Below are 25,956 nucleotides of genomic sequence, written 5' to 3'. Positions count from 1 at the left end.
TTTAACGACCTCCTTCGATCAAATACGAGAAAAACTTTTGAAGCGACAAACTTTCAATCGTGATGTCTAGTTTGCGCGCCTGTATTCTATCCACATCGTTTAACTTTTCGAAAATTGCGGCAAGCTTCCCGTGGCCGTAGGATTCTGTGTGCAATACTCGCTTTCCTTCCGTAAACGAAGCCACAGCTTCCGAATTTCCTCGAATCAAAAAAGCTGCCATACTTATCTGATTCATCTCCTCATGAAGCAGGATAGAGCCCTCGTCAATAATATAAACTCGCTCTGCAACTGTAGCGATTTCGTCAATCAAATGCGTAGAAAGCAAAATCGTACGGGGATGATTGGCGTAATCCTCCAATAGCTCCTTGTAAAACCTTTCCCGCATTAAGACATCAAGTCCAAGCACCGGCTCATCGAATAATGTCAACGCCGATCGGCTGGACAGGCCGATGATGTTTCCTACTAGCGATTCCGTGCCTCTTGAGAGTTGCTTAATTTTTTTATTGGGATCGAGCTGAAACGTTTGAAGCAGTTTATGAGCAAACGTCCAGTCCCAATTGGGATAAAAATTGGCTGCGAACTGCAAAATCTTAATCAATCGCGCTCCTCCAAAAAGCTTGTTATTCTCCCGTACGAAACAGCAATCTTCCGGTTGAGCTCCTTTGCCCAACTTTTTTCCTCTTACCTCAATGGTGCCATCGTTCGCGAAAAGTCCACCTGCTATGATATTAAGCAAGGTTGTCTTGCCAGCGCCGTTTCGGCCGAGCAAGCCATAAATAACGTTTTCTTCCAGCTGTATATCCAGATCCCGTAATGCGTAGGTTCGACCATATTTTTTGTTTAATTTGTCGCAACTCAGCACGATGCTCACAATGATTTCATTCCTTCCTTAATTGTTTAATCATCCCAATGATATCCTCAGTTGCCAGCTCGAGTTTGTCGGCTTCACTAATGAGATTAGACAGCATTTCCTTGTAAAAACGATTTCTTCGCTGGTTCTGAATCTTTTGTTTGGCATCAGACGAGACATACATGCCAAGCCCTCTTTTTTTATACAAAATACCTTCATTTACGAGCAAGCCGATCCCCTTCACAACAGTCGCCGGATTGATTTGAAACAGCTGAGAAAACTGAGCAACAGAAAGAATCTGCTCGTCCTCTCGGTAAGTTCCGTTGAGAATATCGTCCTCAATGATATCCGCTACTTGTTGGAAAATTGGCTGTTTTTCGTCGAATGTGACGTTCATTACCTCACCACTCAGCATCTTAGTTTGTTACCCATCTAGCAGGAAACCATAACTTATATGCGAAAATTTGTCAATAACCAATCGCTTTGTAGATGACATGATTTTTTACATAGAGTCCAGTTATTGACAATAGATTACGATTGAATTATAGTATGCTACATGAGTGACATACTAACATACCTAACATTATATTAGCAAGAGAGATCACTCCAGAAGTATGACAAATAGATAACGGGGAGATAGAATTTATGAAACCATTAATCGAATTTAATAACGTAACGAAAGAATATAAAATAGGCGAAGTGCCGATCAAGGCACTGAACGGCGTTGACTTTTCGATCAACGAAGGCGAATTCGTCGTTGTTCTGGGTGCGAGCGGCGCAGGTAAAAGCACGATTCTGAATATACTTGGCGGCATGGATACAGTCACCTTGGGTAAAGTGACTGTTGACGGTAAGGATATTACTACGTATAACGAGAAGAAACTTACGAGATATCGCGCCGAGAAGGTAGGATTTATCTTTCAATTCTATAATTTAATCCCCAATTTGAATGCTTTAGAAAACGTTGAATTCGCCACTGAAGTATGTAAAAACCATCTGGATGCCAAAGAGATATTAAATAAGGTCGGGCTAAATAACCGGATGAATAACTTCCCGTCTCAGCTCTCCGGAGGAGAACAGCAGCGAGTTGCTATAGCACGAGCAGTTGCAAAGAACCCTTCGCTACTGCTCTGCGATGAGCCAACTGGTGCGTTGGATTATGTGACCGGCAAGTCGGTTTTGAAGCTTCTTCAGGATTTGAACAAGGAAACGAAAAAGTGTGTTGTGCTGGTTACGCATAACTCCGCGATTGTGCCGATGGCGGATAAAATCATTCGGGTGAAAAGTGGGATAATCGAAAGTGTAACGGTCAATGAGCACAAACAAAGCGTTGAAGGGATTGAGTGGTGATGAAATTACTCAAAAAATTGTTAAGGGATATCAAGCAGTCAATCGGCCAATTTCTTGCCTTTGTATTGGTTATCACTATAGGTGCTTTTTTCTATACAGGGCTGGTTACGTTAAGCGATAATCTTAGCACTTATACCAAGGAATACTTTCATACCTATAATTTAAGCGATTTGAACGTCTACTACGACCAAATTTCCAAGCAGGACACATCAGAGTTGGGTAAAATCGAAGGGATAAACAAGGTTGAAGGACGGTACACCTTCGATGCGACACTATCTTTAGGCGATACGAAAGCGACCTTAAAGATTCATTCGATTCCCGTCAACAATTTGATTAATACGCCTACGATAATTGAAGGCAACATTCCGTCAGGCAAGGATCAAATCTTGCTTGATTCCCATTACGCCAGGGAACATCAGTACAGAGTAGGAGATCAAATTATGTTAAAGGTCAATGACGAGGATGTGGCGTTCACCATCAGCGGCTTGGGCGAAAATGTGGAATACGCCAAAAAGAATGAAACGCAAGATCATAAAAATTCCGGATTCGCTTATGTGGCTGAAGCGGGAGTTCCTCGTATCGGCGGTAGCCTTTACTATAATGAAGTTTTAATCGATGTGGAAGAAGGGTACGATATAGACCGGTTAGGCCAAAACATTGAAGCGCAATCCCAAACCCTTTCTTATGTAAGCCAAATAAGCAAAGAGCGAACATTCAGTTATTCGCAGCTCCAACAAACAGTCTATAACAATAAATTGATGAGCAAGGTTATTCCGCTAGTTCTCTTTATAATCGAAGCGATCATACTTTTCCTCACCATGTCTCGGATCATCGATTCACAAAGGAACCAAGTAGGAATTATGAAGGCTTTAGGAGTGAAGAACAGCAGCATCATGCTCCATTACATGGGATTCCCAGTGCTTGTCGGCATCATAGGTTCCATTCTTGGTTGTGTCGTTGCGGCATTCCTCTTCATTCCAATGATTGAAGCGTCAAATGCAAGATCCTACTCGCTGCCGGGCATTACTTTCTCCCTATCTTACTTCTCGGTCCTTACGCCTATCTTGTTCTCGAGCGCATTCGGTATTCTGGCTTGTTACTTCAGCGGTATAGGTATTCTGCGAGAACACGCAGCGCAGGCGATGAGGCCTAAACCCCCGAAGAAGATGAAGACGCTGCTCATTGAACGGTTTCCGGGAATATGGAGACGCATTTCCTATAGCAATAAGCTTATTTTGAGAAACATCTTTCTTAATAAGCAAAAAGCGATAGCGAGTTCCGTTGGCGTTGTGGTGAGCACGGTGTTATTGATCACTGCTTTCGGGACTCAAACATCTCTGCAAAGGGTGGCTGACCAGATTGAAGAGGTAAATACTTATGATTTGAAGGTCGAATATACGAGGGGAGCTGAGTTAGCGAAGGTGGAGCTACCCACCAGGATTGAAAGTAGCTATTATCTATCGGCCTTTCCGGTGGAATTTGTCAAAGGCGACAATCATGAGAACGCCACGTTGACCGTTACGGAGAAGGACAATGATCTTATTCAGTTTTTCGACGAGAACGATAATCCGATGACGCTTATGGACAGCGGAGTACTGGTACCCAAATCGTATGCAGATCACTATCAGGTTGCGATAGGGGATACGATTCGAATTCAATTCACCGACCCGTCGCTTGCGAATAAAACGGTCGATATGAAGGTTACGCAAATATCCAATCAGTATTCGAACCCGTCTTTCTATTGCTCAATAGCGTATCTCAAGAGCTTTGGCATTGACTACAACCCAACCTCAATTCTAGTGAAAGCCAGTAACGCCGCAGACCTTACTAACGTCCGACAGTTCTTCGAACAAGACAGTCAGGTGGATACAATCGTGGATAAGGAGAATTTGAAAGAATCTGCACAATTTATGATGAAGCAAAATAGTTTTATCTTCATCATGTTTATCATTAGTGCCATCATTCTTTCGTTTGGTGCCATTTATACGATATCCTCTATCAACATTTACGAAAGGAATCGCGAGTTGGCTACTCTTAAGGTATTGGGTTATCAAAAAAACAAAATAAACCGACTTATTTTTTCTGAAAATATGATACTCACCACTTTTGCGGTTATTATAGCGCTGCCTATCAGCGGCTACATGTATTCTATTATTATAGAGGCGCTGTCGAGTACCCATCAACAAATCCCGGATCAAATAAATATGTTTGTTATGCTGGTATCAGTCATTCTTGCATTTTTGCTTACCACTATCTCTAACTCGCTGCTTCGGAGAAAGGTATCCCGAATCAATATGATTGAATCATTGAAAAGTATTGAATAGATGATTATCGTTTTCCGAAGTTATATCCATATCTGAAATTAAAACTCACCTAATATCATGGATAACATGATGTAAATAATAGCTCAAAACTTTATAATATCAATGTTTACGGGCTCTTTCGAGAACCCGTTTTCTTTTTAAATCAAAATTATGTTGTCTTGGATCATTCTATTTGGATAGGAAAAGCACCTACAAGATCTACTCGAGCTTGTAGGTGCTAATGAAAACATTTGGTCTATTTAAGTAAACAATTACTAGAACCATTAGCTTGCGGATGATTCGAGTTTGATAGTAAAAGTATTCATGATAAGTGGTTAGAATAGAATCAAACACGTTCCTTATATTGGATCTTTATCGAGAATATGTTTTCCTGCTACGAAAAGCAGCACTAATGGAGCAACAAGTAATAAACTTAAAGTGATAATGTATGCCATTTTCTTATTCACTCCTTTCATGATGTCTCTTCTTTTGCACATTATTGTAGCCTGCATCCTAGATCTTATTATTTTAATCATAACAAAATAGATAATTGATTGAAATAAGGGCTAGCGCTAGAAAATAGGAGATATTTGAAGATTTTATGACGTAAGTTTGACAAATTAGTTGCATATACTCAAAAATCATACTTTTTGCTAATATTTGATATTACAAGTAGCTTATTGATTTACTTTCTCATTTGTAATCTATTATTCATACTCTGTTCACAATGGTAGTGTACTATAGTAAATAACTGGAGTTACTTTACATATATTTTTCTATTATAGATAAATGTAGAATGTTACCGGGACATTCAAGTGTAAGGAACATATTTTTTTTGATTAGTCATTGATAATGATTATCATAATCATGACTTTCGTGAAGTATTGTGACTATTCCAGTTGAAGATTACATATGGGTCGAGGAGGAATGCCTGCGGTTGAAACTTTGATTGTATCCTTATATGCTGGTCGGCAGCATATGTAAGATGACAGTACGTGTTCACAGCAAGCTCTTATACTAAGCTTTTATATTAACCTAAATCTAAAGGAGTGTTATATTCATGTTGAAATCTATGAAAAAATCAGTTGGTTTAACGATGGTTGCTTTGGTACTTATGTTGTCAATGGCTGCATCTGCTTTTGCAAATCCTTACAACAGCTACAACTATTACTTCGAGTATGATGGAGCTTACCACTCACACTCAAGCAGCTATATTGCAGCTAATGCTACTGAGTCGGGCGGCAATGTAACGATCACGCTATCAGGAAGCTATTTCCCAGAAGTTGAAGTTGGTGGAGTGAATTATGCAGGCGTATATAATTCAGGTACAAACACAACTACAATAACTTTCCCAGGTAGCAGTGCAGCACCTATTGATGTGTTATTGCATGTAGTAGTAGCTCCTTGGCATGACACATGGTATTCACTTGATCTTATTTGGGGCTAAGCATTATTAATGTAAAGCAGGTAAAAGAGCGCTCTGCGGTGGCAGATCGCTCTTTTACCTGCTAAACAAGAATATGATTTTTATAAAATTATATAAAAATACAAACGTAAAGGAGTTATAAATTGTGAAGCGATTAAATAAATTATTTGCTTTATTATTAATTGCGGCATTGTTTGTTGGCATAGCATTGCCATCTTCGGTGTTTGCTTATGTTGAAGCGGGAAAGGTTATTCCTGATGGTGAATACGCAGTATCTTATCGTTATGTGAAAGATGGAACTACAGATGCTTCTGCGGCAGACGGATTTATGGTGAAAGGCAGCGGAAAGCTAATCATTTCTGGTGGTAAAGCAGTTTTTGAGCATGAAGTGACTAAAGCTAACTATGCTACTTTTGCCTACTTAGCAGCTCGCAAAGTAGGCTCTGCCAAAGCAGTTATTACGACAGTGAACGGCGTAGAGACTGCAACTGGTACAGAGGGATATGAAAATATTGTTGTTCGTGATGCTACATATACCAATAATGTTGTTGTACAATTTGCAATCGAAGATGTGTGGAAAAAACAAGATATTTTAATGCATATTGATGATCTAGAAAATTATTTCGGGCTTCCTGTTCGTTACAATCATTGGTACAATGCGCAGCTTGAAATTGCTGTAACGGATATTACACTTCCAGAGATCCCTGGTGGTGGTAATGAGGGACCACCAGCTTCTGAAATAACAGAGGAACTATTTGTACAACGTATCGCTGAAGGCTATGCCTTGCTTGGTGATGCGGTGGAAGGTGAATACGATGGTACATATGCACTAGGTTCGAAAGCGAAGCTTCAAACTAAGCTAGAACTGGCAGAAAACTTAATCGAAGAAGATTCAGGAAATACTGATATTTTAGCAGCTGCTTATAAAATTGCCGACCAAGCAATTAAAGCTTTCCAAACTTCTCGTATTACTGTAGATAAAACGCGATTAATTCAATGGATCGAAACAGCTACAACTTGGGTCGAAGGCAAGGCTGATGCTGGTGAGCGCGAAGCAGGAAAACCAGCAAGTATTAATGCAACTCCACTATCAGATGGTGAGTACTTGCCACAAACTTATTACGGGTCAACTATCGGTTATAAAGGTCCTGTTACAGACGTAAAAGAGCAAATTGTTAAAGCTCAACTAGTGGTTGATCATGCACAAGCAACTCAGGCTGATGTAAATACGATGCTTAATGCGTCCAATAGTGCTGGTAATTGGGAGTTATTCGACAAGCAACGTCTAGCAGCCTACGATATTGAGATTATGGTGCTTGATTCTTTGGAGAAGGATGCACAGATTTCTTCACATGCTGGAGATATTAGCTCTCATGCTGTTATGTTACAGCAGGCTGGTCCTGACTATTATCAGTCTTTTGCTAACTTTGCATTTTACGATACAGAAAATGAGCTAGCAGATAAGTCTATAAGAACGGTATCAGCTGATGCGGCAATTGGTTCGTTTTCGAGATGGGGTAATACAGCAATTGGAGTTAAAGATCCTATTTTGACAAATACACCTGAGTTTAGCGCTCTTTTGGCGGGAGAGCATAGTGATACGATTAAAGTATATCAGGCATTTGTCAGAAGTAATAATCGTACTTATTTGCAAACAGATGAATTATGGCAAGGCTTGTGGAAGCTGCAATATCCAATGGAGCTACCGGAAGCTGAACGCAAAACTGTATTTATTAGCTTTAATAAAACATATCTGAAATCATTACAGCAATTGATTGACGATGCACAAGTTCTACTAGATGATGCAGAAGAAGGTACAGAAGTAGGATCGCATTCTGCTTATTATATCGACCAGTTAGAAGTAGCGATTGCAACTGCACAAGATACTGCGGGCCAGTTGTCAGCATCACGACCAGCAATTTTGAAAGCTGAAAAGGCATTGCAAGCTGTAATCGAGACATTTAATGCTGCGGAAACGAAACAAGTATACTTTTCGGCAGTGCATAGTAGTTTAGCAGAATTTTCGCAAATGAATGATTATTTTGCAAAACCTGCACTTGTTGTGACAGACGATGAAGGTAACTCACATGTATCATTTAAGATAACTAGCAGCAGTAATGTGCCAGAGTTCAAAGTGAAGCTAGGCGAGGATTATATAGCAGCTACAACAGTTAGTGAAGACAAAGTCAACAATACAAGAGTAGTTACATTTGAAGTTGATAGCTTGTCAGGTTTCTTGGATGCTAAGGTGCGCACAGTTGTGCCGGAGCAAAATTATGACCGTACGCATGACATTCGTTTGAACTTTAATAATGTAGACAATCAAAAGCTGTATGAATTAATTAAAACTGCAGCATCAGCTCATAAAAAAGCCGTTGATAGTGGTCAAACAGGTCAGTATCAACAGCTTGCTCTAGCATCGTTAGCAAGTGCAATTGCGCTTGCGAATGAAGAAGCAGTAAGAATTCCTTCTGAGCAGATTACTACAGATGAAGCACATCTTCGTTTGAATAATGCGTTGGAAACATTTAATAAAGTGTTTAATGGTGGCGGTAATGGTACTGAAAATCCTGGTACAAATCCAGGAACTAATCCGGGAACAGGACCAGTATATCCAGCTAATGGTTACTATTATATGAATTTCAGTATTTTGAAGGATGGCACTAATGCTACTTCAATGGCAGACGATTACGTAGTTAATCCAGCATTAGTCCGTGTACAAGGTTCGCAGCGTACGGTTATGTTTACTGTTAAGCAAAGCGCGGAAATTAAGTCCTTCACAATAAATGGACAAAGCGAGAAGGTAGTTAGTCGTAATGCGAAAAACAATACAAGAGTCGTATCATTTACTCTTTCTTCTCTAGCGCAAAAGACGAATGGAACGGTTCGAATTGATTGGGATGCGTTTAATTACCATCATTCTTACAACGTACAATTCCAGTTTGACGAGTCTTCTGCTACGTATGTGACTGATACAAATCCTACTGTACCAGGTTCTGATGATGATGGTAATGTTGGTGTAGATGGTGGAAAAATAGACGATTATAATGGTGAAGGTACAAAACCAGAAGAAGAAGTGAAAGAACAAGAACAAAAGCCAAGTGAAGGTGAAACAGGCACTGGTACAGGGACTAATAACGTTGTATTCTCAGATACAGCAAGCCATTGGGCTAAAACAAGCATTGATAAAGCGGTTAAGTTAGGCATTGTAAATGGCTTTGCTGACGGTAGTTTCCGTCCAAATGCTACGGTAACACGTGGTGAGTTTGCGGTAATGATAAGCCGTGCGTTGAAACTGGAAGGTAATGGCGACACTACTACTTTGACTGATTTCGCAGCTATTCCTGGCTGGGCGAAAGATCATGTTGCGCGAGTAGTTAAGGCGGGTATTATCCAAGGTTATTCTGACGATACATTCCGTCCTAATGAACAATTATCGCGTGCGCAATTAGCTGTAATGATTGCACGCGCTGCTAATCTTAAGCTCGACGCGAATGTAGAGTTGTCATTTGCGGATGCAGCAGAAATTCCGACATGGGCACAAAAGGAAGTAGCAGCAGCAGTTAAGGCGGGCTTAATAACAGGTAAAGAGAATAACCGTTTTGATCCGAATGGAACAGCTACCCGTGCTGAAGCACTGACGCTTATTATTCGATTATTGGAGCAAGCTAGTTTGAAAGGTTAGTTACTAGCGGCTTGTTAGGTTTTATATTATTAGTGCATGCTCTCATATGTTTTATAAAGTCATGCTTTCGCTTGTTGTGTGTCTAGTACCAACAACGAGCGAAAGCATTTTTGCGGGTTGACGTTAAATTTGTAATCTATTGTTCATATTGCGTTCACAGTCAGAGGATACAATTATCGTTATGATTAACAGATTCAACCAGTTTGGTGAATTATAAATGTGAATAGCTCGAATGTTAGAAGGTGTATCATCTAATGTTTTTCTAGAGGGCAATTCTTGTTTACATAAACATGATAACAATATTTTTTTTGATTATTCAATGATAATGATTATCATTTTCTTATAATGATGTATCGAATCTAGTGCTCGCTATTATCTATTAGATGGAGGGAAATCATGTATAGAAAACTTAGAAAAATTATATGTGCAATGATGTTGCTTGCACTAATTGTAACCCTATTTGAAGGGTCACAATCCGCTTATGCAGCAGATTTAACTGACGGAACGTATACCATTGATTATGTTATTAAGAAGCCTGAAGATGAGTCTGCATCTATGGCTAATGATTACTGGGATAAACCAGCTTCAGTAATCGTTAGTGGTGGAGCAATAAAAGTACGAATGACGATCAATCACAGTGAATGGGTCACAAAATTTAAAGTGCCGAGTGGAAGCAACTATGTTGATGCTAAAGTTATTAGCACCAACAGTGAGAAAAACACAAGACTTGTTGAATTTTCATTAGATAGTTTGGAAAAGTCAATGCTATCGCAGATTCATGTAACTGTACCAGAAATTGATTACGATCATGATTACACGATACGATTTGTGTACGATACCAATACTTTGAAGCTAACTAGTAAGCCAGAGAGCACTGCAACACCAGAGTCAACAGCAACGCCTCAGCCGACCGCATCAGGAAGTTCTGGGTCCAAAGATTCGGATACTTCAACTGTGAAGCAAACCGATAGCGGCAAAGGAAGCACTCAGCAGAATAAAGATACTACTTCTCAAACACCCGAATCATCAACAGCACCAACTGCACCAACTGCAAAGCCCAATTCAGCGAATGGAGCTACTTCTAAACCTACAACTGTGCCAGTAAATTCTTCATCAAGCAGTAACGATAAAGATACAGAGGGCGGTTCATTATCAGCGGGGGCTCAATCAGCTACTGGAGAAGGAGATCAACAAGCGAATCAGCAAACTGATAATAAATCTAATGATCAAGTTGAAAATGAAGTAGAGTCTGCAAACAGTTCTACTGATGATAATGTAGATGGCGTGACTCAAGATGAGGTTACTAATGATCAAGAAACTGTAGAATTGTCGGCGGTATTAGACGGAGCGACAGTAGATGATTCTACTACAGTAGTTGCAGCAGGGGTATCAGAAGATTCTAGTAACAAGAAAAGTATTATTTTTATTACGTTCCTTTCAATAGTGCTTATTGCTGGCTTAATAATCGTTGCCTTCTACCGTAAACGTAAACCTAGAAATTCTTAAGGGTCGCTAATCACAAAACTACTTAAGCTGATATGTAATCGGATCATAATATTGATACGAGTTGTTATTAAGATGTCCCCTAAGTCACCTTGACTAAGGGACTTCTCTTTTGAAAAAACAAAGAAATTTGAGGAGTGTGTCAGGTGAGCATGTTAATTAAAGCATTAAACAAGAAGATGTTACTGTCGATATTTGTTGCGGTGTTACTTATCATTTCATATGTAAGTATTGGACAGTTGGCAAATGCAGCTGAAGGTGTTACAAGCAATGGGAATTCAAATCTTGTCTCAACGATTGACCCAACTAATTTGGCAAACGGCAATTATTATATCGACTATACAGTGCTTTACGCCGAGGAAGATAAGACGTCAATGTCGACGCAATATTTGGTTAGTCCTGCGCTTTTGAAAGTAGATGATAATAAAAAGACAATATCTTTTACAGTATTGCAAAGTAAAGAGATTGTTGGTCTTAAATTAAACGGCAATGAAGGTAATGTATCGAATAATAATTCGGACAACAATACTCGCGTTGTTACGTTCGAGATTGGTAATTTGACTGACATACATAAAGGTTGGATTAGTATAAATTGGGTCATTGAGACGATTGATTTCAAATATATCCACGAATACGATATTCGCTTCAAATTTCTTACTGAATCAATTAAAGCGGTAGCAGTGGATGCACCTGTTCCGACCAAAGATGGGAAGGTGGGTTTCCCAAGCGGTCTAGATGGTGACAGTGGATCTAGCAATACAGATAGCGAAACTGGTAATCCGAAAGATGATACTACAGTAGAGGAACCGGAACAAGAGCCTACAGTTACGAGTTTTAAAGATATTGAGGGGCATTGGGCTAAGGCAGCAATTGAGAATGCTGTACAGCTATCAATTGCCAATGGTTATAGCGACGGGACATTCAAACCTAACGCTGTCATTAATCGTTCACAATTTGCGGTAATGCTAAGTAGAGCACTGAAGCTATCAGCTGCGAATTCCTCAAGTTTATTTGCCGATCAAGAAGCAATTCCTACATGGGCATCAGTGCATATTAATGCAGTAGTTGATGCTGGTCTAATGGGTGGCTATAGCGACAATACATTCCGAGGAAATAATAACATTACACGTACAGAGATGGCCGTCATTATTGCTCGTGCCGCTAAGCTAGAAGTGAATAAAGCTCCTTCGGTAACTTTTGCTGATTCTGCTAATATTCCAACATGGGCGCAACAAGAAGTAGAAGCGGCGGTTCAGGCAGGATTGATTAGCGGAAAGGGCAATAATCGTTTTGAACCTGCGGCGTCTGCTACAAGAGCCGAAGCATTGACAATTATTCTGCGTTTGCTTCATACATCATCTTAATAAATGGTACTGTAATGGATAGCAAATTGTAGTGGGGACAGTTAGCTGTCCCCACTTAGTGCATGTAAGGAAGTCAATAGGGGCACAGGTTAGTTGAAAAAATGGAGGTACTGAAATGAAAAAAATGATGACCAGCTTTGCTGGCTTGTTATTATTGCTTATGCTGCTGATAGGATGTGGAGAGGTTACTGTAGAGGATCAAACAGTAAAGGTCCAGCAATCTACTACTGAGACGGATGTAGGGCAAGTTGATACTCAATTGACATCTACAGGGCAGTCAGGGTCAGATCAAGCGACTTTTTCCCAAGCTGACGATTATCGCATTGTATCGACCACTGTAGCGATTACACAAATATTAGATGTGCTTGAGCTTGACGTTGTTGGTGTGCCAACAAGTGGCAAGGTACTACCGGAACGATATGATGATGTGACGCGAATCGGAAATCCGATGAGTCCTGATATGGAACTGGTTAAGTCGTTAAAGCCGACTGAAGTGCTTTCAGTAACGACGCTACAGTACGATTTAGAGCCAGTTTTTGAAGATATGGGGGTTACCGCTAATTTTCTTAACTTAACAAGCGTCGAATCAATGAATCAGGCGATTATTGATCTAGGTACGAGGTATGATCGCAATAAGCAAGCATCGGAGCTAGTGAATACCTTTGAACAGAAAGTAAGCGAGATTGAGCAATTGAGTGCTAATTATAATAAGCCGAAAGTGTTAATTTTGATGGGGATTCCAGGAAGTTATCTAGTTGCAACCGAACATTCATACATTGGAGATTTGGTAAGGTTAGCTGGTGGCGTCAACATTGTACAGGGAGAGACAGCTGAATATTTAGCTTCCAACACAGAATATTTGTTCCAGTCTAATCCAGATGTTATATTACGTGCGGCGCATGGAATGCCAGAAGAAGTTATTAAGATGTTCGATTCCGAATTTAAAACCAATGATATATGGAAGCATTTTGATGCAGTGAAAAATGATCGAGTATTTGATCTAGAGGAAATCTTGTTCGGAACTACGGGTAATTATCTTGCAATCGAAGCCATTGATGCGCTATTGCCGATGCTGTATCCTGAGCTTGAAAAAAACTAATAGTTTACAAATAACGTGATATTGATTATCATTATCAATAATAAGATATGTAAAATATTAGTGGTCTTATAGAGAAGTAGATCAAGCAGTAGCATGAAAAGATTTAGTATATGCTTTCGATGTACTTTTCATGTTCAGTGAAGTAGATCAAGCAGTAGCATGAAAAGTTTTAGGAGGTGGGAAATTGCTATGAAGCAGCTTTTAATTGCCGATGATGATGCCCACAATCGCACCCGCTTAAATCATTATATGACGAGAGAAGGCTTTAGAGTGTTTGAAGCCTATAATGGTGAACACGCGATAATGCAGATGAAAGAGCAGCAAATCGACTTGGCGATTATTGATGTGAAGATGCCAGTTATCGATGGGCTGCATGTTTGTAGGCATATTAGACGCAATTATGATATTCCGATCATATTACTTACGGCATGTCAGCAATTAGAAGATAAGGAGCAAGGCTATTTGAGCGGCACAGATGATTATGTGACGAAACCGTTTGAGCTTGCCGAGCTTTTATTTCGTATAAAAGCATTATTTCGCCGCTACTCTATCGTATCTAGCGCTAAAATTCGTTTGAATAGACTAGTAATAGATCTACAAAATCATGAAATCACTGATGGAGAATTCTTGTTGCTGTTGCCGCTTAAGGAATTCGAATTGATGACCCAGCTTGCACAGTACCCAGGGAGATTATTTACTAGAGATGAGCTAATCAACTTAATTTGGGGCACAGATTATGCTGGTGATGAACGTACCGTTGATGTCCACATTAAACGTTTACGCAAAAGATTTATAAGCTATCGGCATAGCTTTGTCATTCGTACCGTAAGGGGCATAGGTTATAAGCTTGAGGTTATGGCAAATGAATGATAGCATATGGGTATTTTGTTATACAGCAGCATTATTTGTTACTGAGCTTCATTTGCTTCGGGCAGGTGCTACATTGCTCTTAATCGTTACCGTTTTTTTATTTATGATGTTGAACAAAGCACATCGTAAAAGCACAGATTTGAATCAGCTTATTGGACAGTTACAATTAACTCACCAGCAATTGCAATTATCCGAACGTTCAGCAAAAGAATTTGTAGCTAATGTTTCTCATGAAATCCATACTTCACTTTCCTCAATACAAAGTTTTACTGATATTTTAGAGCAGCAAGATTTAGCTTTGCAACAGCGAAACCATTATGTACAGATTATTAGAGACAGAGCAGGCCAGTTATCCTCTATGAGCAATCAATTGCTGCTGTTATCCCGTCTGGAAAATGAAAGCAAAGTAATAGTTAAGCACAATTATTCAATCAAAGCGCAATTACTGCAAGCATTGCAGCTTTTCGAATTTCAAATGACGGAAAAGTATATTATGAGCACGATAAAAGCTAGTGAACAAAGCTTTATCTATGGAGATCAGGTGCTTATGCTGCAAGTCTGGAGCAACCTGCTGTCCAATGCGATTAAGCATACGCCAATAGGCGGAAATATTACGATTGAAGCAAGCTGTAATGAGCAGCAGTGCACAGTCACTTTTTCCGATACAGGCGAAGGTATCGCTCAAGAGAGAATCGCTCATGTTTATGAACGTTTTTATTGGGAGAAACATAAGCACAACAAAGATACTAATGGTAACGGATTAGGATTATCAATTGTGAAAAAGATTGTTGATTTGCACGCTGGAACGATTCACCTTTCTAGCGAAGTACATAAAGGAACAAACGTTACTATTCATTTGCCGCAGTATTCTACATAACGCTATTATGATTGTGGGAATTCTGCTTATTCAATGGCGGTTATAACGGCATTATTATAGAAACTAAAATCGGCCGATTATGCCGGCGTCATCGGTTATGAGCATATCTTTGAATGTATAGGTGAAAGTTGAAAAGGCCGCTAATAAACTAAATCATGGATGATTTAGAAGCAGTGCATTTCTTATGTGGGATCTTTCTTAATAATATGTTTGCCTGCAATTAAAAGCATTACGATTGAAGCAACAAGTAATAAACCTAGAACTATAATGTATGCCATTTTCTTATTCACTTCTTTCATAATGTTTTTCTTGTTATAAAATTCCAAGCCAGCTATGGAAGTACATATATTTATCATTTGCAACATTCTAGATTTTACTCTGTTAATCATAGCCAAATAAAAATTAACATATATTCCAGAAAAGAAAAATGGTGATACAGGAATAGCTCCCTGCATCACCATTTTTTCATGTTATCCAACACTTTTTTTAAGTGCGAGCCATCCCTTTAACGAACTTTCTACTTTTGGGACGGCCTCTTTTTGTTTGTTTATAAACGTTATTAGGTACTATTTTGCAACAGTTTCTAATGCTACTTCGATCATGTCGTTGAAAGTGGTTTGTCTTTCTTGGGCTGTTGTTTGTTCACCAGTAAGAATATGATCGCTAACTGTTATAAGACTCAAAGCGTTAACACCGAATTTGCAGGCCAAATAATATAGCGCTGCTGTCTCCATCTCTACAGCCAATACACCATGCTCACCAAGCTTGTTGACCCCAACTAAATTCTCTGTGTAGAAAATATCAGAAGAAAGTACATTACCTACACGAAGGCTAAGTCCTTTATCTGTTCCAATGTCATAAGCCGTTTTTATTAAATTAAAGGTTCCAATTTGCGGGAAATCAAACCCTGGGAATTGGTTCCGGATGATAGCGGAATCAGTCGCCGCTGCTTGTGCAATAATGACATCACGGATTTTTACCTCATGCTGGATGGCACCGCATGTTCCAATACGAACAAGATTTTTGACCCCATAATCATTGATCAATTCATGAATATAAATGGAGGCTGAAGGCATGCCCATTCCTGTACCTTGAATAGATACGCGATTTCCTTTATAAGTTCCAGTAAAGCCTAACATGCCACGTACATTGTTGTAACAAACAGCATCTTCTAGGAAAGTCTCGGCAATATATTTTGCGCGTAATGGATCTCCTGGCAGTAAAACTGATTCAGCAATTTCGCCAACTTTGGCTTCGATATGAAAACTCATATAATTCCCTCCATTAGTTCGAATGTGACTTCGAGTTAGTTTCACCAAAGATCATAGCACAATACATATTCACAAGATGTATCAAGGATTACTTCAAAAATGTGAAGTAGTTCACACAATATTAGTAAGCTTAGTAACGGAAATAAAGCGCTATCATTTGTTATATTTGATGCATGAAAGAGCTAACGATTCCACTTACGAAGCGTTGGAAACTCTTCCGTCACATTACAAATCGATTCTAATTTACCCATATCGAGGAGGTATAAAAATTTGTCGCGAATATCGATCAGCCCTTCGCTTTGAAATTCACCTAGTGTCTTGGATATCGATTCTCTAGTGACTCCGAGCATGTTGGCGATCAAGGTTTGACTAATTTTAAGATCAATTTTGTAAACGTTATCAAACGGGACTCCAAAATTATAATAGAGATCCATCACAATATTAGCAACTTTTCCACGAACGTCATAAAAGGTTAAATAGCGAATCATACGATTGAGCATTCTAGTTCGATCTACGAGAATTTTGTAAGCGTTTCGCATTACAGATGGATATTTATCAACAATGTATAAGAAATCTTGTTTTTGTATAAGCCATGCTGACACGTTTTCTAGCGCTTCAATGGATGAGATTCGATGATTGTCGTTAGACAACGCTTCAACTTCTCCAATGATGTCGCCTGCCATTGTGATGCTTAGGACAATCTCTTTGCCTTCGTATATACGATAAATCTTAACCATACCTGAACGAATGAGATACACCTCATCACTTTCGTCATTCTCAAACATAAGGATGTGATTTTTTTTGAAATGACGCTCCTTGAGTAACGGGGTTATATATTGAAATTCATCATTAGGAATATCTGAGAAAATTTTGATATCAGCTATGTCTGTAATCATTACCATACATCCTTTCAAGGATTATTGTTGCATGATATCACGGGAACAATTGCTTTGCAACATTGGAGCTTACTCTGAAGAATCGAGGAAATGAGATGAAATTCGAGCGTATTTGTGTACTTGTGTTAGATAGCGTCGGTATTGGTTCTTTACCAGACGCCCAATATTTTGGCGATGTAGGTAGTCATACGTTAGGTCATATAAGTGAGGCAGTACCTACTATGAAATTACCGAATTTGGCCGCCTTTGGCCTAGGAAATATTGCACCACTTCCTACAATACCTCCCGTCGAGAGCCCTTTAGCTTTTTATGGCAAGATGGCAGAGATATCGGTAGGAAAAGATACAATGACGGGACATTGGGAGTTAATGGGGCTAAAAGTAGAAGTACCTTTTCAAGTCTATCCGAATGGTTTTCCAGAGGAGTTAATTAAGAAGTTCGAAAATCTGACGGGACGCAAGGTAATTGGCAACAAGCCATCATCGGGAACTGAGATTCTTGATGAGTTTGGAGAAGAACAGCTTCGAACAGGTGCATGGATTGTTTATACTTCTGCAGATAGTGTCATGCAAATTGCAGCTCATGAGGATGTTATTCCGTTAGATGAATTATATCGAGCTTGTGAAATCGCTCGGGAAATAACATTAAAAGATCCTTATGTGGTGGGTCGTATTATTGCAAGACCTTACATCGGTAACCCAGGCACTTATATACGAACACCTAACCGACATGACTATGCACTTGAACCTATAGGGGAGACCGTGCTCGATCACATTAAAAATAATGGTTACGATGTTATCTCCGTTGGAAAAATCAATGATATTTTCACAGGTCAAGGAATTAATGAATCTCATCCCACAAAGAGCAATTTGGACGGCATTAAAACAACGATTGATTTGCTTAAACGACCCTTTAATGGGGTTCTGTTTACCAACTTGGTAGACTTCGATTCACTTTATGGACATCGTCGCGATCCTGAAGGGTATGCATCTTGTCTAGAGGAGTTTGATCAATATCTCCCGGAGCTCATGCAACAAACAGGTAATAAAGATTTATTGATTATTACGGCAGACCACGGGAATGATCCTACCTGGCAGGGAACAGATCATACTCGTGAGTATGTACCGATATTGATCTATAATCCTTTACTCACTAATAACTCTTGCTCGATCGGTACAAGAGAAACATTCGCGGATGTTGCAGCAACTCTTGCTCATAATTTTAAGGTTACTGAGCCCAAAATTGGGGCAAGCTTTTTAGAAATGATACATGTATAAAGGTATTTCAAGAATAACAAAAAACCATAACAACACTAGGGGGATCTACAATGAAAAAATGGATGAAAACAGCATTACCTTTATTACTAATCTTTACACTAGTTCTTACAGCATGTGGTCAAACAGGAAACAAAAATAATGCTGGGACTGAAGGGACGAATAACGGTGCTTCTACAGGTGAAAATCTAAAGAAGCTTAAAGTAGGAATGGTAACAGACCTAGGTAGTGTAAATGACAAATCATTTAACCAAAGTGCATGGGAAGCATTACAGAAATTAAAAAAAGACTATGGCTTTGAGGTGAAATATCAAGAACCAAAAACAGATGCAGATGTAATGCCAAGTCTTAACCAATTTGTAAAAGCAAATTATGATTTAACTTGGGCTACTGCGTTTACTTTAGCAGATGCGATAACACAACTATCCAAGGAAAATCCTGATTCCAAATTTGGTATTGTTGACTCTGATCTCGTGTTACCTAACGTCGCGTCTGTATCCTTTAAGGAGCAAGAAGGGGCATATCTCGTTGGCGTAATCGCTGGTTTGACAACTAAAACGAACAAAATCGGCTTTGTAGGCGGAATGGATATTCCGGTAATAAAACGATTTGAAGTTGGTTTCCGTGAAGGCATTAAGGCTGTAAATCCAGATGCAAAACTAATCGTGAACTATACAGGGCTATTTAACCGTGTAGATATGGGGAAATCAGCAGCATCTACCATGTATAACGACGGTGTAGATATTATATTCCATGCAGCAGGATTAACCGGTAATGGCGTATTCAATGAAGCTAAAGAACGTAATAGCAAGGGTGGAAAAGTATGGGTTATTGGTGTCGATAAAGACCAATCTTTAACCTTTGGTGATGATGTAACGCTTACGTCTATGATCAAAAAAGTAGATGAAGCAGTTTATCAAATTTCAAAGAGCTTAGCTGAAGATAAGTTCCCGGCTGGACAAGTCACTTCGATGGGCCTTAAAGAAAACGGCGTAGATATTGCACCAACATCTAATAAGAATGTAGCACCTGAGGTGCTTGCCAAAGTAGAAGAATATCGTACGAAAATTATTAATGGGGATATCGTCGTACCAGAAAAATAAATAATGATAATTTCATCCCCCATCATATCGAATGGTTGTGATGGGGGGTGGAATTGTGGGAGGCGTACGCGTGATTAAGCAAGATATCGCATTGGAGCTGAAAGGAATAACGAAGAAATTTCCCGGAGTAGTAGCCAACGATTCTATTAGTTTTCAATTAAAACGCGGAGAAATTCATGCATTGCTTGGAGAAAACGGTGCAGGCAAATCAACTTTGATGAGTATCGTTTTCGGCTTGTATCAACCTGATGAAGGTGAAATTCATGTGAATGGTAAGCACGAATTGATAGATAGTCCAAACAAAGCCATAGAGCTAGGTATTGGGATGGTCCACCAACATTTTAAGTTAGTTGAGCCCTTTACGGTGACGGAAAACATCATTCTTGGGATGGAACCTAAAAAAGGATTGAAGGTTGATATTAAAGGGGGAAGCAAAAAGGTAAAGGAATTATCCGAACAATATAAGTTGGATGTAGATCCAATGGCTACAATAGAATCGATAAGTGTTGGGATGCAACAACGAGTAGAAATTATCAAGACACTCTATCGCGGTGCAGACATTCTTATTTTCGATGAACCGACAGCAGTTCTAACTCCGCAAGAGATTAGTGAATTATTGGAGATCATGAAGCGTCTTGTAGCGGAAGGTAAGTCGATCATTCTTATTACGCATAAACTTAAGGAAATTATGGAGATAGCTGACACTTGTACCATTATTCGTCGGGGTAAAGTAATTGAAAGTGTTGAAATTGCGAAGACTAATCCTCAGGAACTTGCTGAAAAGATGGTGGGGAAAGCAGTTAACTTCAAGACTGAAAAGCAAGCTTCTAACCCTAAAGATGTTTTATTAGAAGTGAAAGATTTGATAGTTGCAGGAGCCAATGGAAATAATGCCGTGGATAAGCTCTCTTTCTCAGTACGTGCAGGAGAAATTGTCGGTATTGCGGGTGTAGATGGTAATGGTCAATCGGAGCTAATAGAAGCTATAACGGGCTTGCATAACATTCGTTCAGGAGAGATTTTGTTAAAAGGAAATAGCATAGCGAATCAGTCGCCACGTTTCATATCTGAATCAGGAGTTTCACATATACCGCAGGATCGTCACAAACATGGACTAGTGTTGGACTTTACGGTTAGTGAAAATACAATATTAAATACGTATTATCAGTCTGATATTAATAAACATGGATTTATTAATATGAAGGCAATGGATGATAAGGCGACACGTCTGGTGGAAGAGTTTGATATACGCACATCAGGAATCGATACAACAGTTCGCTCCATGTCTGGAGGGAATCAACAAAAAATTATTATCGCACGAGAAATTGATAAGAATCCTCAAGTTATGATCGCGGCCCAACCTACACGTGGACTAGACGTAGGAGCAATCGAATTCGTACATCAACAATTAATAGCGCAGAGAAATCAAGGAAAAGCAGTGCTTTTAGTGTCATTTGAACTGGACGAAATTCTGAATGTAGCGGATCGGATTATTGTACTTTTCGGTGGACGGATTGTAGGCGAGACTACACCTGAGACCACGAATGATCGGGAACTAGGATTAATGATGGCAGGCAAACATGAAGGAGCTGACACGAATGAATAGAATGATGATGATTTTCAAACGTGAATCTGCGATTATCCCCTTTGTGGCTGTTATTTTGGGACTTTTATTGGGAGCTCTCATTATGTGGATCGGTGGCTATAATGCGTTATTAGCCTACCAATCATTAATTTCGAAAATTTTCGGGAGTAGCTATGACATAGGAGAAGCAATCCTTACAATCGTACCTCTCATTATGAGTGGTTTAGCCGTAGCAATCGCCTTCCGATCAGGGTTATTTAATATCGGGGTAGACGGTCAAATTATTATGGGATCATTGGGTGCGCTGATCGTAGGTACTCAATTAAATCTTCCGCCCTTCATACATGGACTAGTAGCTATGATATTTGGAGCATTACTTGGAGGACTTTGGGGTGCACTGGTTGGTTATATTAAAGCAGTTAGAGGGATCAACGAAGTTATTACAAGTATTATGTTAAACTTCATTGCGCTTTATATAAGTCATTACGCTATTCGAATCTTTATGCCACAAGCGGGCACACAACGATCCGCGATGATTAATGACTCTGCAAGTATTCAGATTGGATGGCTATCGGATTTAATGGGTGGTGCACGTATCCACTGGGGATTTTTAGTAGCGATCCTCGCCGTAATTTTTTACTACATCTATATGAAGAAGACCAAGTGGGGCTATGAGCTACGTGCGGTAGGATTTAATAATAATGCTGCAAAATATGCGGGAATGAAAGTGCCGAAGGTTATCATACGTACGATGTTCATCTCAGGAGTGTTTGGCGGTTTAATTGGTACCTTTGAGGTGCTAGGCGTATTCAAATATATCGCGATTAACTCTGTCACCTCTGGAATTGGATTTGACGGAATAGCGGTTGCTCTACTTGGAGGAAATTCTGCAATCGGTGTGTTTTTCTCTGCAACGCTGATCGGGGCTCTTACCTATGGTTCACAAGGGATGAGTTTTGGTGCTGATGTACCAGGTGAAATTATTCGTATGGTGATCGCATTCATTATCTTTTTTGTTGCAGCACCAGGTATTGTGAAGTTAATCGTTAAACCCATCCTACAAAAGATGAAGAAGGTGTAAATATGGATCTTATTGGAAATTTACTTAATGGGACGCTCGTATTTTCTACAGCGCTTATCTTTGCTGCACTTGGTGGGCTTATATCTGAACGTTCTGGAGTTATTAATATTGGACTTGAAGGGTTTATGATTTCGGGGGCATTCTTTTCTGCGATCACTGCTTATTATGCGGAGTCTGCAGGTTTAGGTGCTTTTTCACCGTGGCTTGGATTAATTGGAGCGTTCGTGTTTACGATATTCTTTTCGAGTATTCATGCTCTTGCTTCTATTAAATTTAAAGCGAATCAGGTAGTAAGTGGTGTTGTCATCAATATTCTTGCAGCAAGCTCAACATTTTTTCTAGTGAAAATGATTTTTAATGGGTCAGCCGAAACACCTATATTAGTTAATGTTTTCCATAAAATAAGAATTCCATATTTAAGTGATATTCCATTGATAGGTAAAGTATTCTTTAATGCGTATCCAACCACTTATATTGCTATTGCGCTAGTTATTTTGCTTTACTTTGTTTTATTTAGGACGTCGACTGGACTTAGACTGCGTGCAGTAGGAGAACATCCAAGTGCTGCTGATACGGTTGGAATCAAAGTAAATCGCACACGCTATATCGCCGTCATTCTTAGTGGTTCGATTGCTGCGCTCGGAGGAGCAACTATCGTGCTTACTTCTAATAGTAACTTTGCTTTCAATACAATTTCTGGACAAGGATATATTGCTCTTGCAGCCGTTATATTCGGAAAATGGAATCCAGTAGGTGCGATGCTTGCAGCTATGTTCTTTGGTCTGGCACAAGCAGTAAAGGATCAATTGCAGATCTTTGAATTTGCAGCAAAGATACCCAATGAATTCTTCTATATGCTACCGTATCTTTTAACACTATTGGTATTAATTGGGGCAGTAGGAAAAGCCCGATCACCTAAAGCATTAGGAGAACCGTACGAGGTAGGGAAACGATAAGAGGTTGAAGCTATATGTTTAATGGTTTATTTAAGTTATTTCATATTAAAGAAGAAAAAACAACGATACGTACAGAGGTTGTTGCGGGTGTGACCTCATTTATGACCGTAGCCTATATTATTGCTGTCAATGGGGCTATTTTAAGCTTAGCCGGCATGCCTTTCGAAGCCGCAACGATCGTTACAGTAATCTGTTCATTTATCGGTTGTATGTTAATGGCACTTTGGGCAAACTCACCTTTAATTCTTGTGCCAGGTATGGGAGATAACGCATTTTTTGTTTTTACGTTAGTATTCTCGTTGGGGCTAACTTGGCAGCAAGCACTTGCAGCCGTTTTTATTGCAGGGATGGTATTTATGGTGACATCGATAACAAAAGGTGCAGATTATTTATCACGTTCAATCCCGAAGTCTATGATTCATGCCATTACAGCTGGAATTGGTCTCTTTATTGCTTTTTTGGGGTTGAAAAATGGCGGGCTTATTGTTGCCAGTGAAGGTACGTTTGTTACGTTAGCTAAGCTAAGTGACCCCTATGCACTAACGACAATATTAACTCTTCTTATTGCATTACTCTTATTCATGCGACAAGTAAAGGGAAGCTTTCTAATCGCCATTATTGCAGGAACTGGAATTGGTGCGCTCTTGGGAATAGTTGATTTTTCAGCGTTAAATGATTTTAGTATTTCCTTTAAGGGATACGGGGAGTTGTTTTTTGCACTCGATTTTAGTGGAATAGGTACTCTTAATTTCTGGACCGCTGTTTTTTCATTATCGATGGTTATTATATTTCAGAATATGGGTGCGCAGCTTGGGATGCTTCCTAATAAATCGAAATTTAGGAAGTCATTTCAGGCAAACTCTATCTCTGTAATTAGTGCTGGACTTTTGGGTTGCAGTCCAATGACAACAGCTGCTGAATCAGCGACAGGTATAGCTTCAGGAGGGAAAACGGGGCTTACCTCGTTTACAACAGGAATTTTATTTGTTCCGGCATTGTTTCTCATTCCCCTTTTCAAAATTATACCAAATAGTGCGGTTGCCCCAATACTGATTATTGTAGGTTGCCTAATGGTCATAAGTATTAAGGAAATTCCTTTCAGTGACTTTACTGAAGCTTTTCCAGCCTATTTGATGCTGGCGATTATGCCGTTAAGCTTTAGTATCGCTAATGGAATTGCTTTTGGGTTCATTGCATATCCTATTCTGAAAATTGTTGTAGGTAGAAGGAAAGAAGTTTCTCTGACGATGTACTTCATTGCTTTTTTCTTTATCCTATATTTTATATTGGGTTCAATATAATTAAGTTCAAAGTTGATGGAAATAGGCAGGCCACAATATAAATTTTGATCCCAAGTGGCCTTCACTATTTTTTGGAGTTGTATTGAGACTGCAGTTAATTGATGTATAGTGCACTGTATGAAGAAATCAGGCCTACTTTGACAACAGTCGAAGTAGGCTTGATTTTATTGTTTATGTGTAAGAGTACATCAATCTAATTAGGTTGATGTACATTTTTATAGTCTTGTTGAAGTTTTTTTGGAGAAAGATTGTATTCTTTTTTGAAGAGTCTATAGAAACTAGAGTAATCAAGAAACCCGCATTTTAAGGCGATTTTTTCTATAGATATTTGATTTTGTTTAATCATAGTAACTGCATACGCTAGACGTTTTAATGATACATAACGGTAAAAGGATAGGTTCATATTCTTTTTGAAATAATGAGAGAAATAGTATTTATTCAGATGAAAATGTTTAGATACATTTTCTAGACATAGATCAGGTTCTATCAAATGTAACTCAATATATTCCAATATAGATAAAAATCTTTGATCCTGTTCATTATTGTTATTAAGGTTTGGCCTGCTACTAGCAGGATCAAAGATCACTTGAATAAATTGAAAAAATAAATAAGTTGTTGAAAATGAAAAATTGTCTTTTTCAATTGCTATTTTATCGTTGAGCTGCTCCAGTAAAGAAAGAATATTTTGAAAGGTTTTGGAATGAAGATGCAATACATAAGAGCCTGTTGTCTTGTGCTGGACAATATGCTCTTTCATAGATGGTGAACTAGATATAAAGTCATCTAATAAATGTTCGCTAATGTTAATAATGATTCGCTCATAGTTATCGAAATCTTTCACAGTAGCTTGGTGAACAGCATAAGGAGGGATGACGACTACATCACCCTTCTTGAGCGAATAGGACTTTCCTTCACAAAAAAATTCACACTCTCCCTCTAAAAATACAAGAATCTCCATAACATCATGCCGATGTAATCGAAATAAATTCTCTATCTGAGAGAAGTCTTCCCATGATATGTCTTCTGACTTAAGCCAATTATAGTAAGGATTTTTTTTGATGAAGTAGTTAATTTCAAATCCAATATTTGTTACGGGGATTAGAAGTGATTGCTTCATATGGTCATTTCCTCTCAAACAGCAACTTTTACAATATTTTTAGCA

At 39.1% G+C, this 25,956-nt stretch carries 21 protein-coding genes; 15 read left to right on the top strand and 6 right to left on the bottom strand.

Translation table 11 applies throughout. The features are described 5' to 3' along the window. Position 1: 1 nt before the first annotated feature. Both NV377_RS07910 and NV377_RS07905 read right to left on the bottom strand, forming a co-directional pair. Positions 2-871, bottom strand: a complete 870-nt coding sequence (locus NV377_RS07910) for an ATP-binding cassette domain-containing protein (protein WP_258200658.1) — start codon at positions 869-871, stop codon at positions 2-4. 7 nt (positions 872-878) lie between these two features. Further along, positions 879-1,247 carry a GntR family transcriptional regulator gene (locus NV377_RS07905; protein ID WP_258200657.1) on the bottom strand — a complete coding sequence of 123 codons (369 nt, stop codon included), beginning with the start codon at positions 1,245-1,247 and terminating at the stop codon, positions 879-881. A gap of 248 nt (positions 1,248-1,495) precedes the next feature. Here NV377_RS07905 and NV377_RS07900 point away from each other — a divergent pair, with 248 nt between their 5' ends. The 9 genes from NV377_RS07900 to NV377_RS07860 all read left to right on the top strand — a co-directional run bounded on the left by NV377_RS07900 (position 1,496) and on the right by NV377_RS07860 (position 15,327). After that, the gene (locus NV377_RS07900; protein WP_258200656.1) at positions 1,496-2,200 is read left to right on the top strand and encodes an ABC transporter ATP-binding protein; all 705 of its coding nucleotides are present in this window, start codon (positions 1,496-1,498) and stop codon (positions 2,198-2,200) included. Next, complete coding sequence (locus NV377_RS07895) at positions 2,200-4,524, top strand: ABC transporter permease (RefSeq protein WP_258200655.1); 2,325 nt, start codon at positions 2,200-2,202, stop codon at positions 4,522-4,524. The genes NV377_RS07900 and NV377_RS07895 overlap by 1 nt, the downstream gene beginning before the upstream one ends. A 1,039-nt stretch (positions 4,525-5,563) precedes the next feature. After that, positions 5,564-5,950 carry a hypothetical protein gene (locus tag NV377_RS07890; protein ID WP_258200654.1) on the top strand — a complete coding sequence of 129 codons (387 nt, stop codon included), beginning with the start codon at positions 5,564-5,566 and terminating at the stop codon, positions 5,948-5,950. 124 nt (positions 5,951-6,074) lie between these two features. Beyond that, a complete protein-coding gene (locus tag NV377_RS07885; protein ID WP_258200653.1) occupies positions 6,075-9,614 on the top strand; it encodes an NEAT domain-containing protein in 3,540 nt (1,179 codons plus the stop codon). A gap of 396 nt (positions 9,615-10,010) precedes the next feature. Beyond that, positions 10,011-11,120 (top strand): heme uptake protein IsdC, encoded by a 1,110-nt coding sequence (gene isdC, locus NV377_RS07880; RefSeq protein WP_258200652.1) that lies wholly within the window; start codon positions 10,011-10,013, stop codon positions 11,118-11,120. Positions 11,121-11,269: 149 nt separating this feature from the next. Then, the gene (locus NV377_RS07875; RefSeq protein WP_258201150.1) at positions 11,270-12,481 is read left to right on the top strand and encodes an S-layer homology domain-containing protein; all 1,212 of its coding nucleotides are present in this window, start codon (positions 11,270-11,272) and stop codon (positions 12,479-12,481) included. 115 nt (positions 12,482-12,596) lie between these two features. Beyond that, complete coding sequence (isdE, locus tag NV377_RS07870; RefSeq protein WP_258200651.1) at positions 12,597-13,580, top strand: heme ABC transporter substrate-binding protein IsdE; 984 nt, start codon at positions 12,597-12,599, stop codon at positions 13,578-13,580. Positions 13,581-13,769: 189 nt separating this feature from the next. Then, positions 13,770-14,450, top strand: a complete 681-nt coding sequence (locus NV377_RS07865; protein WP_258200650.1) for a response regulator transcription factor — start codon at positions 13,770-13,772, stop codon at positions 14,448-14,450. Further along, on the top strand, positions 14,443-15,327 hold the full coding sequence (locus tag NV377_RS07860) for a sensor histidine kinase (protein WP_258200649.1): 885 nt from the start codon (positions 14,443-14,445) through the stop codon (positions 15,325-15,327). Before NV377_RS07865 ends, NV377_RS07860 begins: the two co-directional genes overlap by 8 nt. 182 nt (positions 15,328-15,509) lie before the next feature. On the opposite strand, the gene NV377_RS07855 is transcribed toward NV377_RS07860, so the two are convergent. The 3 genes from NV377_RS07855 to NV377_RS07845 form a co-directional block, all read right to left on the bottom strand. Further along, positions 15,510-15,788 (bottom strand): hypothetical protein, encoded by a 279-nt coding sequence (locus NV377_RS07855; protein WP_258200648.1) that lies wholly within the window; start codon positions 15,786-15,788, stop codon positions 15,510-15,512. Between the two features lie 105 nt (positions 15,789-15,893). Next, positions 15,894-16,598, bottom strand: a complete 705-nt coding sequence (gene deoD, locus NV377_RS07850; RefSeq protein ID WP_258200647.1) for a purine-nucleoside phosphorylase — start codon at positions 16,596-16,598, stop codon at positions 15,894-15,896. Between the two features lie 182 nt (positions 16,599-16,780). Further along, complete coding sequence (locus NV377_RS07845; protein WP_258200646.1) at positions 16,781-17,494, bottom strand: Crp/Fnr family transcriptional regulator; 714 nt, start codon at positions 17,492-17,494, stop codon at positions 16,781-16,783. A gap of 95 nt (positions 17,495-17,589) precedes the next feature. On the opposite strand from NV377_RS07845, the gene deoB reads away from it, so the two are divergent. From deoB to NV377_RS07815, 6 genes are read left to right on the top strand one after another with little or no spacing between them, the layout of a single operon-like run. After that, a complete protein-coding gene (gene deoB / locus NV377_RS07840) occupies positions 17,590-18,771 on the top strand; it encodes a phosphopentomutase (protein ID WP_258200645.1) in 1,182 nt (393 codons plus the stop codon). 50 nt (positions 18,772-18,821) lie between these two features. Beyond that, on the top strand, positions 18,822-19,871 hold the full coding sequence (locus NV377_RS07835; protein WP_258200644.1) for a BMP family lipoprotein: 1,050 nt from the start codon (positions 18,822-18,824) through the stop codon (positions 19,869-19,871). 40 nt (positions 19,872-19,911) lie between these two features. Next, positions 19,912-21,477, top strand: coding sequence for an ABC transporter ATP-binding protein (locus NV377_RS07830; RefSeq protein WP_258200643.1), 1,566 nt, complete (start codon positions 19,912-19,914; stop codon positions 21,475-21,477). Next, positions 21,470-22,537, top strand: a complete 1,068-nt coding sequence (locus tag NV377_RS07825) for an ABC transporter permease (protein ID WP_258200642.1) — start codon at positions 21,470-21,472, stop codon at positions 22,535-22,537. Before NV377_RS07830 ends, NV377_RS07825 begins: the two co-directional genes overlap by 8 nt. A gap of 2 nt (positions 22,538-22,539) precedes the next feature. Further along, positions 22,540-23,493 carry an ABC transporter permease gene (locus NV377_RS07820; RefSeq protein WP_258200641.1) on the top strand — a complete coding sequence of 318 codons (954 nt, stop codon included), beginning with the start codon at positions 22,540-22,542 and terminating at the stop codon, positions 23,491-23,493. Positions 23,494-23,507: 14 nt separating this feature from the next. Continuing rightward, a complete protein-coding gene (locus NV377_RS07815; protein ID WP_258200640.1) occupies positions 23,508-24,794 on the top strand; it encodes an NCS2 family permease in 1,287 nt (428 codons plus the stop codon). Between the two features lie 193 nt (positions 24,795-24,987). Here the strand turns inward: NV377_RS07815 and NV377_RS07810 are convergent, their stop codons facing one another. Beyond that, positions 24,988-25,911 (bottom strand): helix-turn-helix domain-containing protein, encoded by a 924-nt coding sequence (locus NV377_RS07810; protein ID WP_258200639.1) that lies wholly within the window; start codon positions 25,909-25,911, stop codon positions 24,988-24,990. Positions 25,912-25,956: the final 45 nt, after the last annotated feature.

It is taken from the genome of Paenibacillus endoradicis (assembly GCF_024721975.1).
This window is presented reverse-complemented; position numbering and strand designations above follow the sequence as displayed.

What these genes read in the sequence shown, in the direction of transcription:
- NV377_RS07830 (WP_258200643.1), top strand. Translation starts at nt 19,912, where the DNA reads ATGGGGGGTGGAATTGTGGGAGGCGTACGCGTGATTAAGCAAGATATC.
- NV377_RS07905 (WP_258200657.1), bottom strand. Translation starts at nt 1,247, where the DNA reads ATGAACGTCACATTCGACGAAAAACAGCCAATTTTCCAACAAGTAGCG.
- NV377_RS07815 (WP_258200640.1), top strand. Translation starts at nt 23,508, where the DNA reads ATGTTTAATGGTTTATTTAAGTTATTTCATATTAAAGAAGAAAAAACA.
- NV377_RS07845 (WP_258200646.1), bottom strand. Translation starts at nt 17,494, where the DNA reads ATGATTACAGACATAGCTGATATCAAAATTTTCTCAGATATTCCTAAT.
- NV377_RS07860 (WP_258200649.1), top strand. Translation starts at nt 14,443, where the DNA reads ATGAATGATAGCATATGGGTATTTTGTTATACAGCAGCATTATTTGTT.
- isdC (WP_258200652.1), top strand. Translation starts at nt 10,011, where the DNA reads ATGTATAGAAAACTTAGAAAAATTATATGTGCAATGATGTTGCTTGCA.
- NV377_RS07865 (WP_258200650.1), top strand. Translation starts at nt 13,770, where the DNA reads ATGAAGCAGCTTTTAATTGCCGATGATGATGCCCACAATCGCACCCGC.
- NV377_RS07820 (WP_258200641.1), top strand. Translation starts at nt 22,540, where the DNA reads ATGGATCTTATTGGAAATTTACTTAATGGGACGCTCGTATTTTCTACA.
- deoB (WP_258200645.1), top strand. Translation starts at nt 17,590, where the DNA reads ATGAAATTCGAGCGTATTTGTGTACTTGTGTTAGATAGCGTCGGTATT.
- NV377_RS07835 (WP_258200644.1), top strand. Translation starts at nt 18,822, where the DNA reads ATGAAAAAATGGATGAAAACAGCATTACCTTTATTACTAATCTTTACA.
- NV377_RS07810 (WP_258200639.1), bottom strand. Translation starts at nt 25,911, where the DNA reads ATGAAGCAATCACTTCTAATCCCCGTAACAAATATTGGATTTGAAATT.
- isdE (WP_258200651.1), top strand. Translation starts at nt 12,597, where the DNA reads ATGAAAAAAATGATGACCAGCTTTGCTGGCTTGTTATTATTGCTTATG.
- NV377_RS07900 (WP_258200656.1), top strand. Translation starts at nt 1,496, where the DNA reads ATGAAACCATTAATCGAATTTAATAACGTAACGAAAGAATATAAAATA.
- NV377_RS07875 (WP_258201150.1), top strand. Translation starts at nt 11,270, where the DNA reads ATGTTAATTAAAGCATTAAACAAGAAGATGTTACTGTCGATATTTGTT.
- NV377_RS07855 (WP_258200648.1), bottom strand. Translation starts at nt 15,788, where the DNA reads ATGGTGATGCAGGGAGCTATTCCTGTATCACCATTTTTCTTTTCTGGA.
- deoD (WP_258200647.1), bottom strand. Translation starts at nt 16,598, where the DNA reads ATGAGTTTTCATATCGAAGCCAAAGTTGGCGAAATTGCTGAATCAGTT.
- NV377_RS07890 (WP_258200654.1), top strand. Translation starts at nt 5,564, where the DNA reads ATGTTGAAATCTATGAAAAAATCAGTTGGTTTAACGATGGTTGCTTTG.
- NV377_RS07895 (WP_258200655.1), top strand. Translation starts at nt 2,200, where the DNA reads ATGAAATTACTCAAAAAATTGTTAAGGGATATCAAGCAGTCAATCGGC.
- NV377_RS07825 (WP_258200642.1), top strand. Translation starts at nt 21,470, where the DNA reads ATGAATAGAATGATGATGATTTTCAAACGTGAATCTGCGATTATCCCC.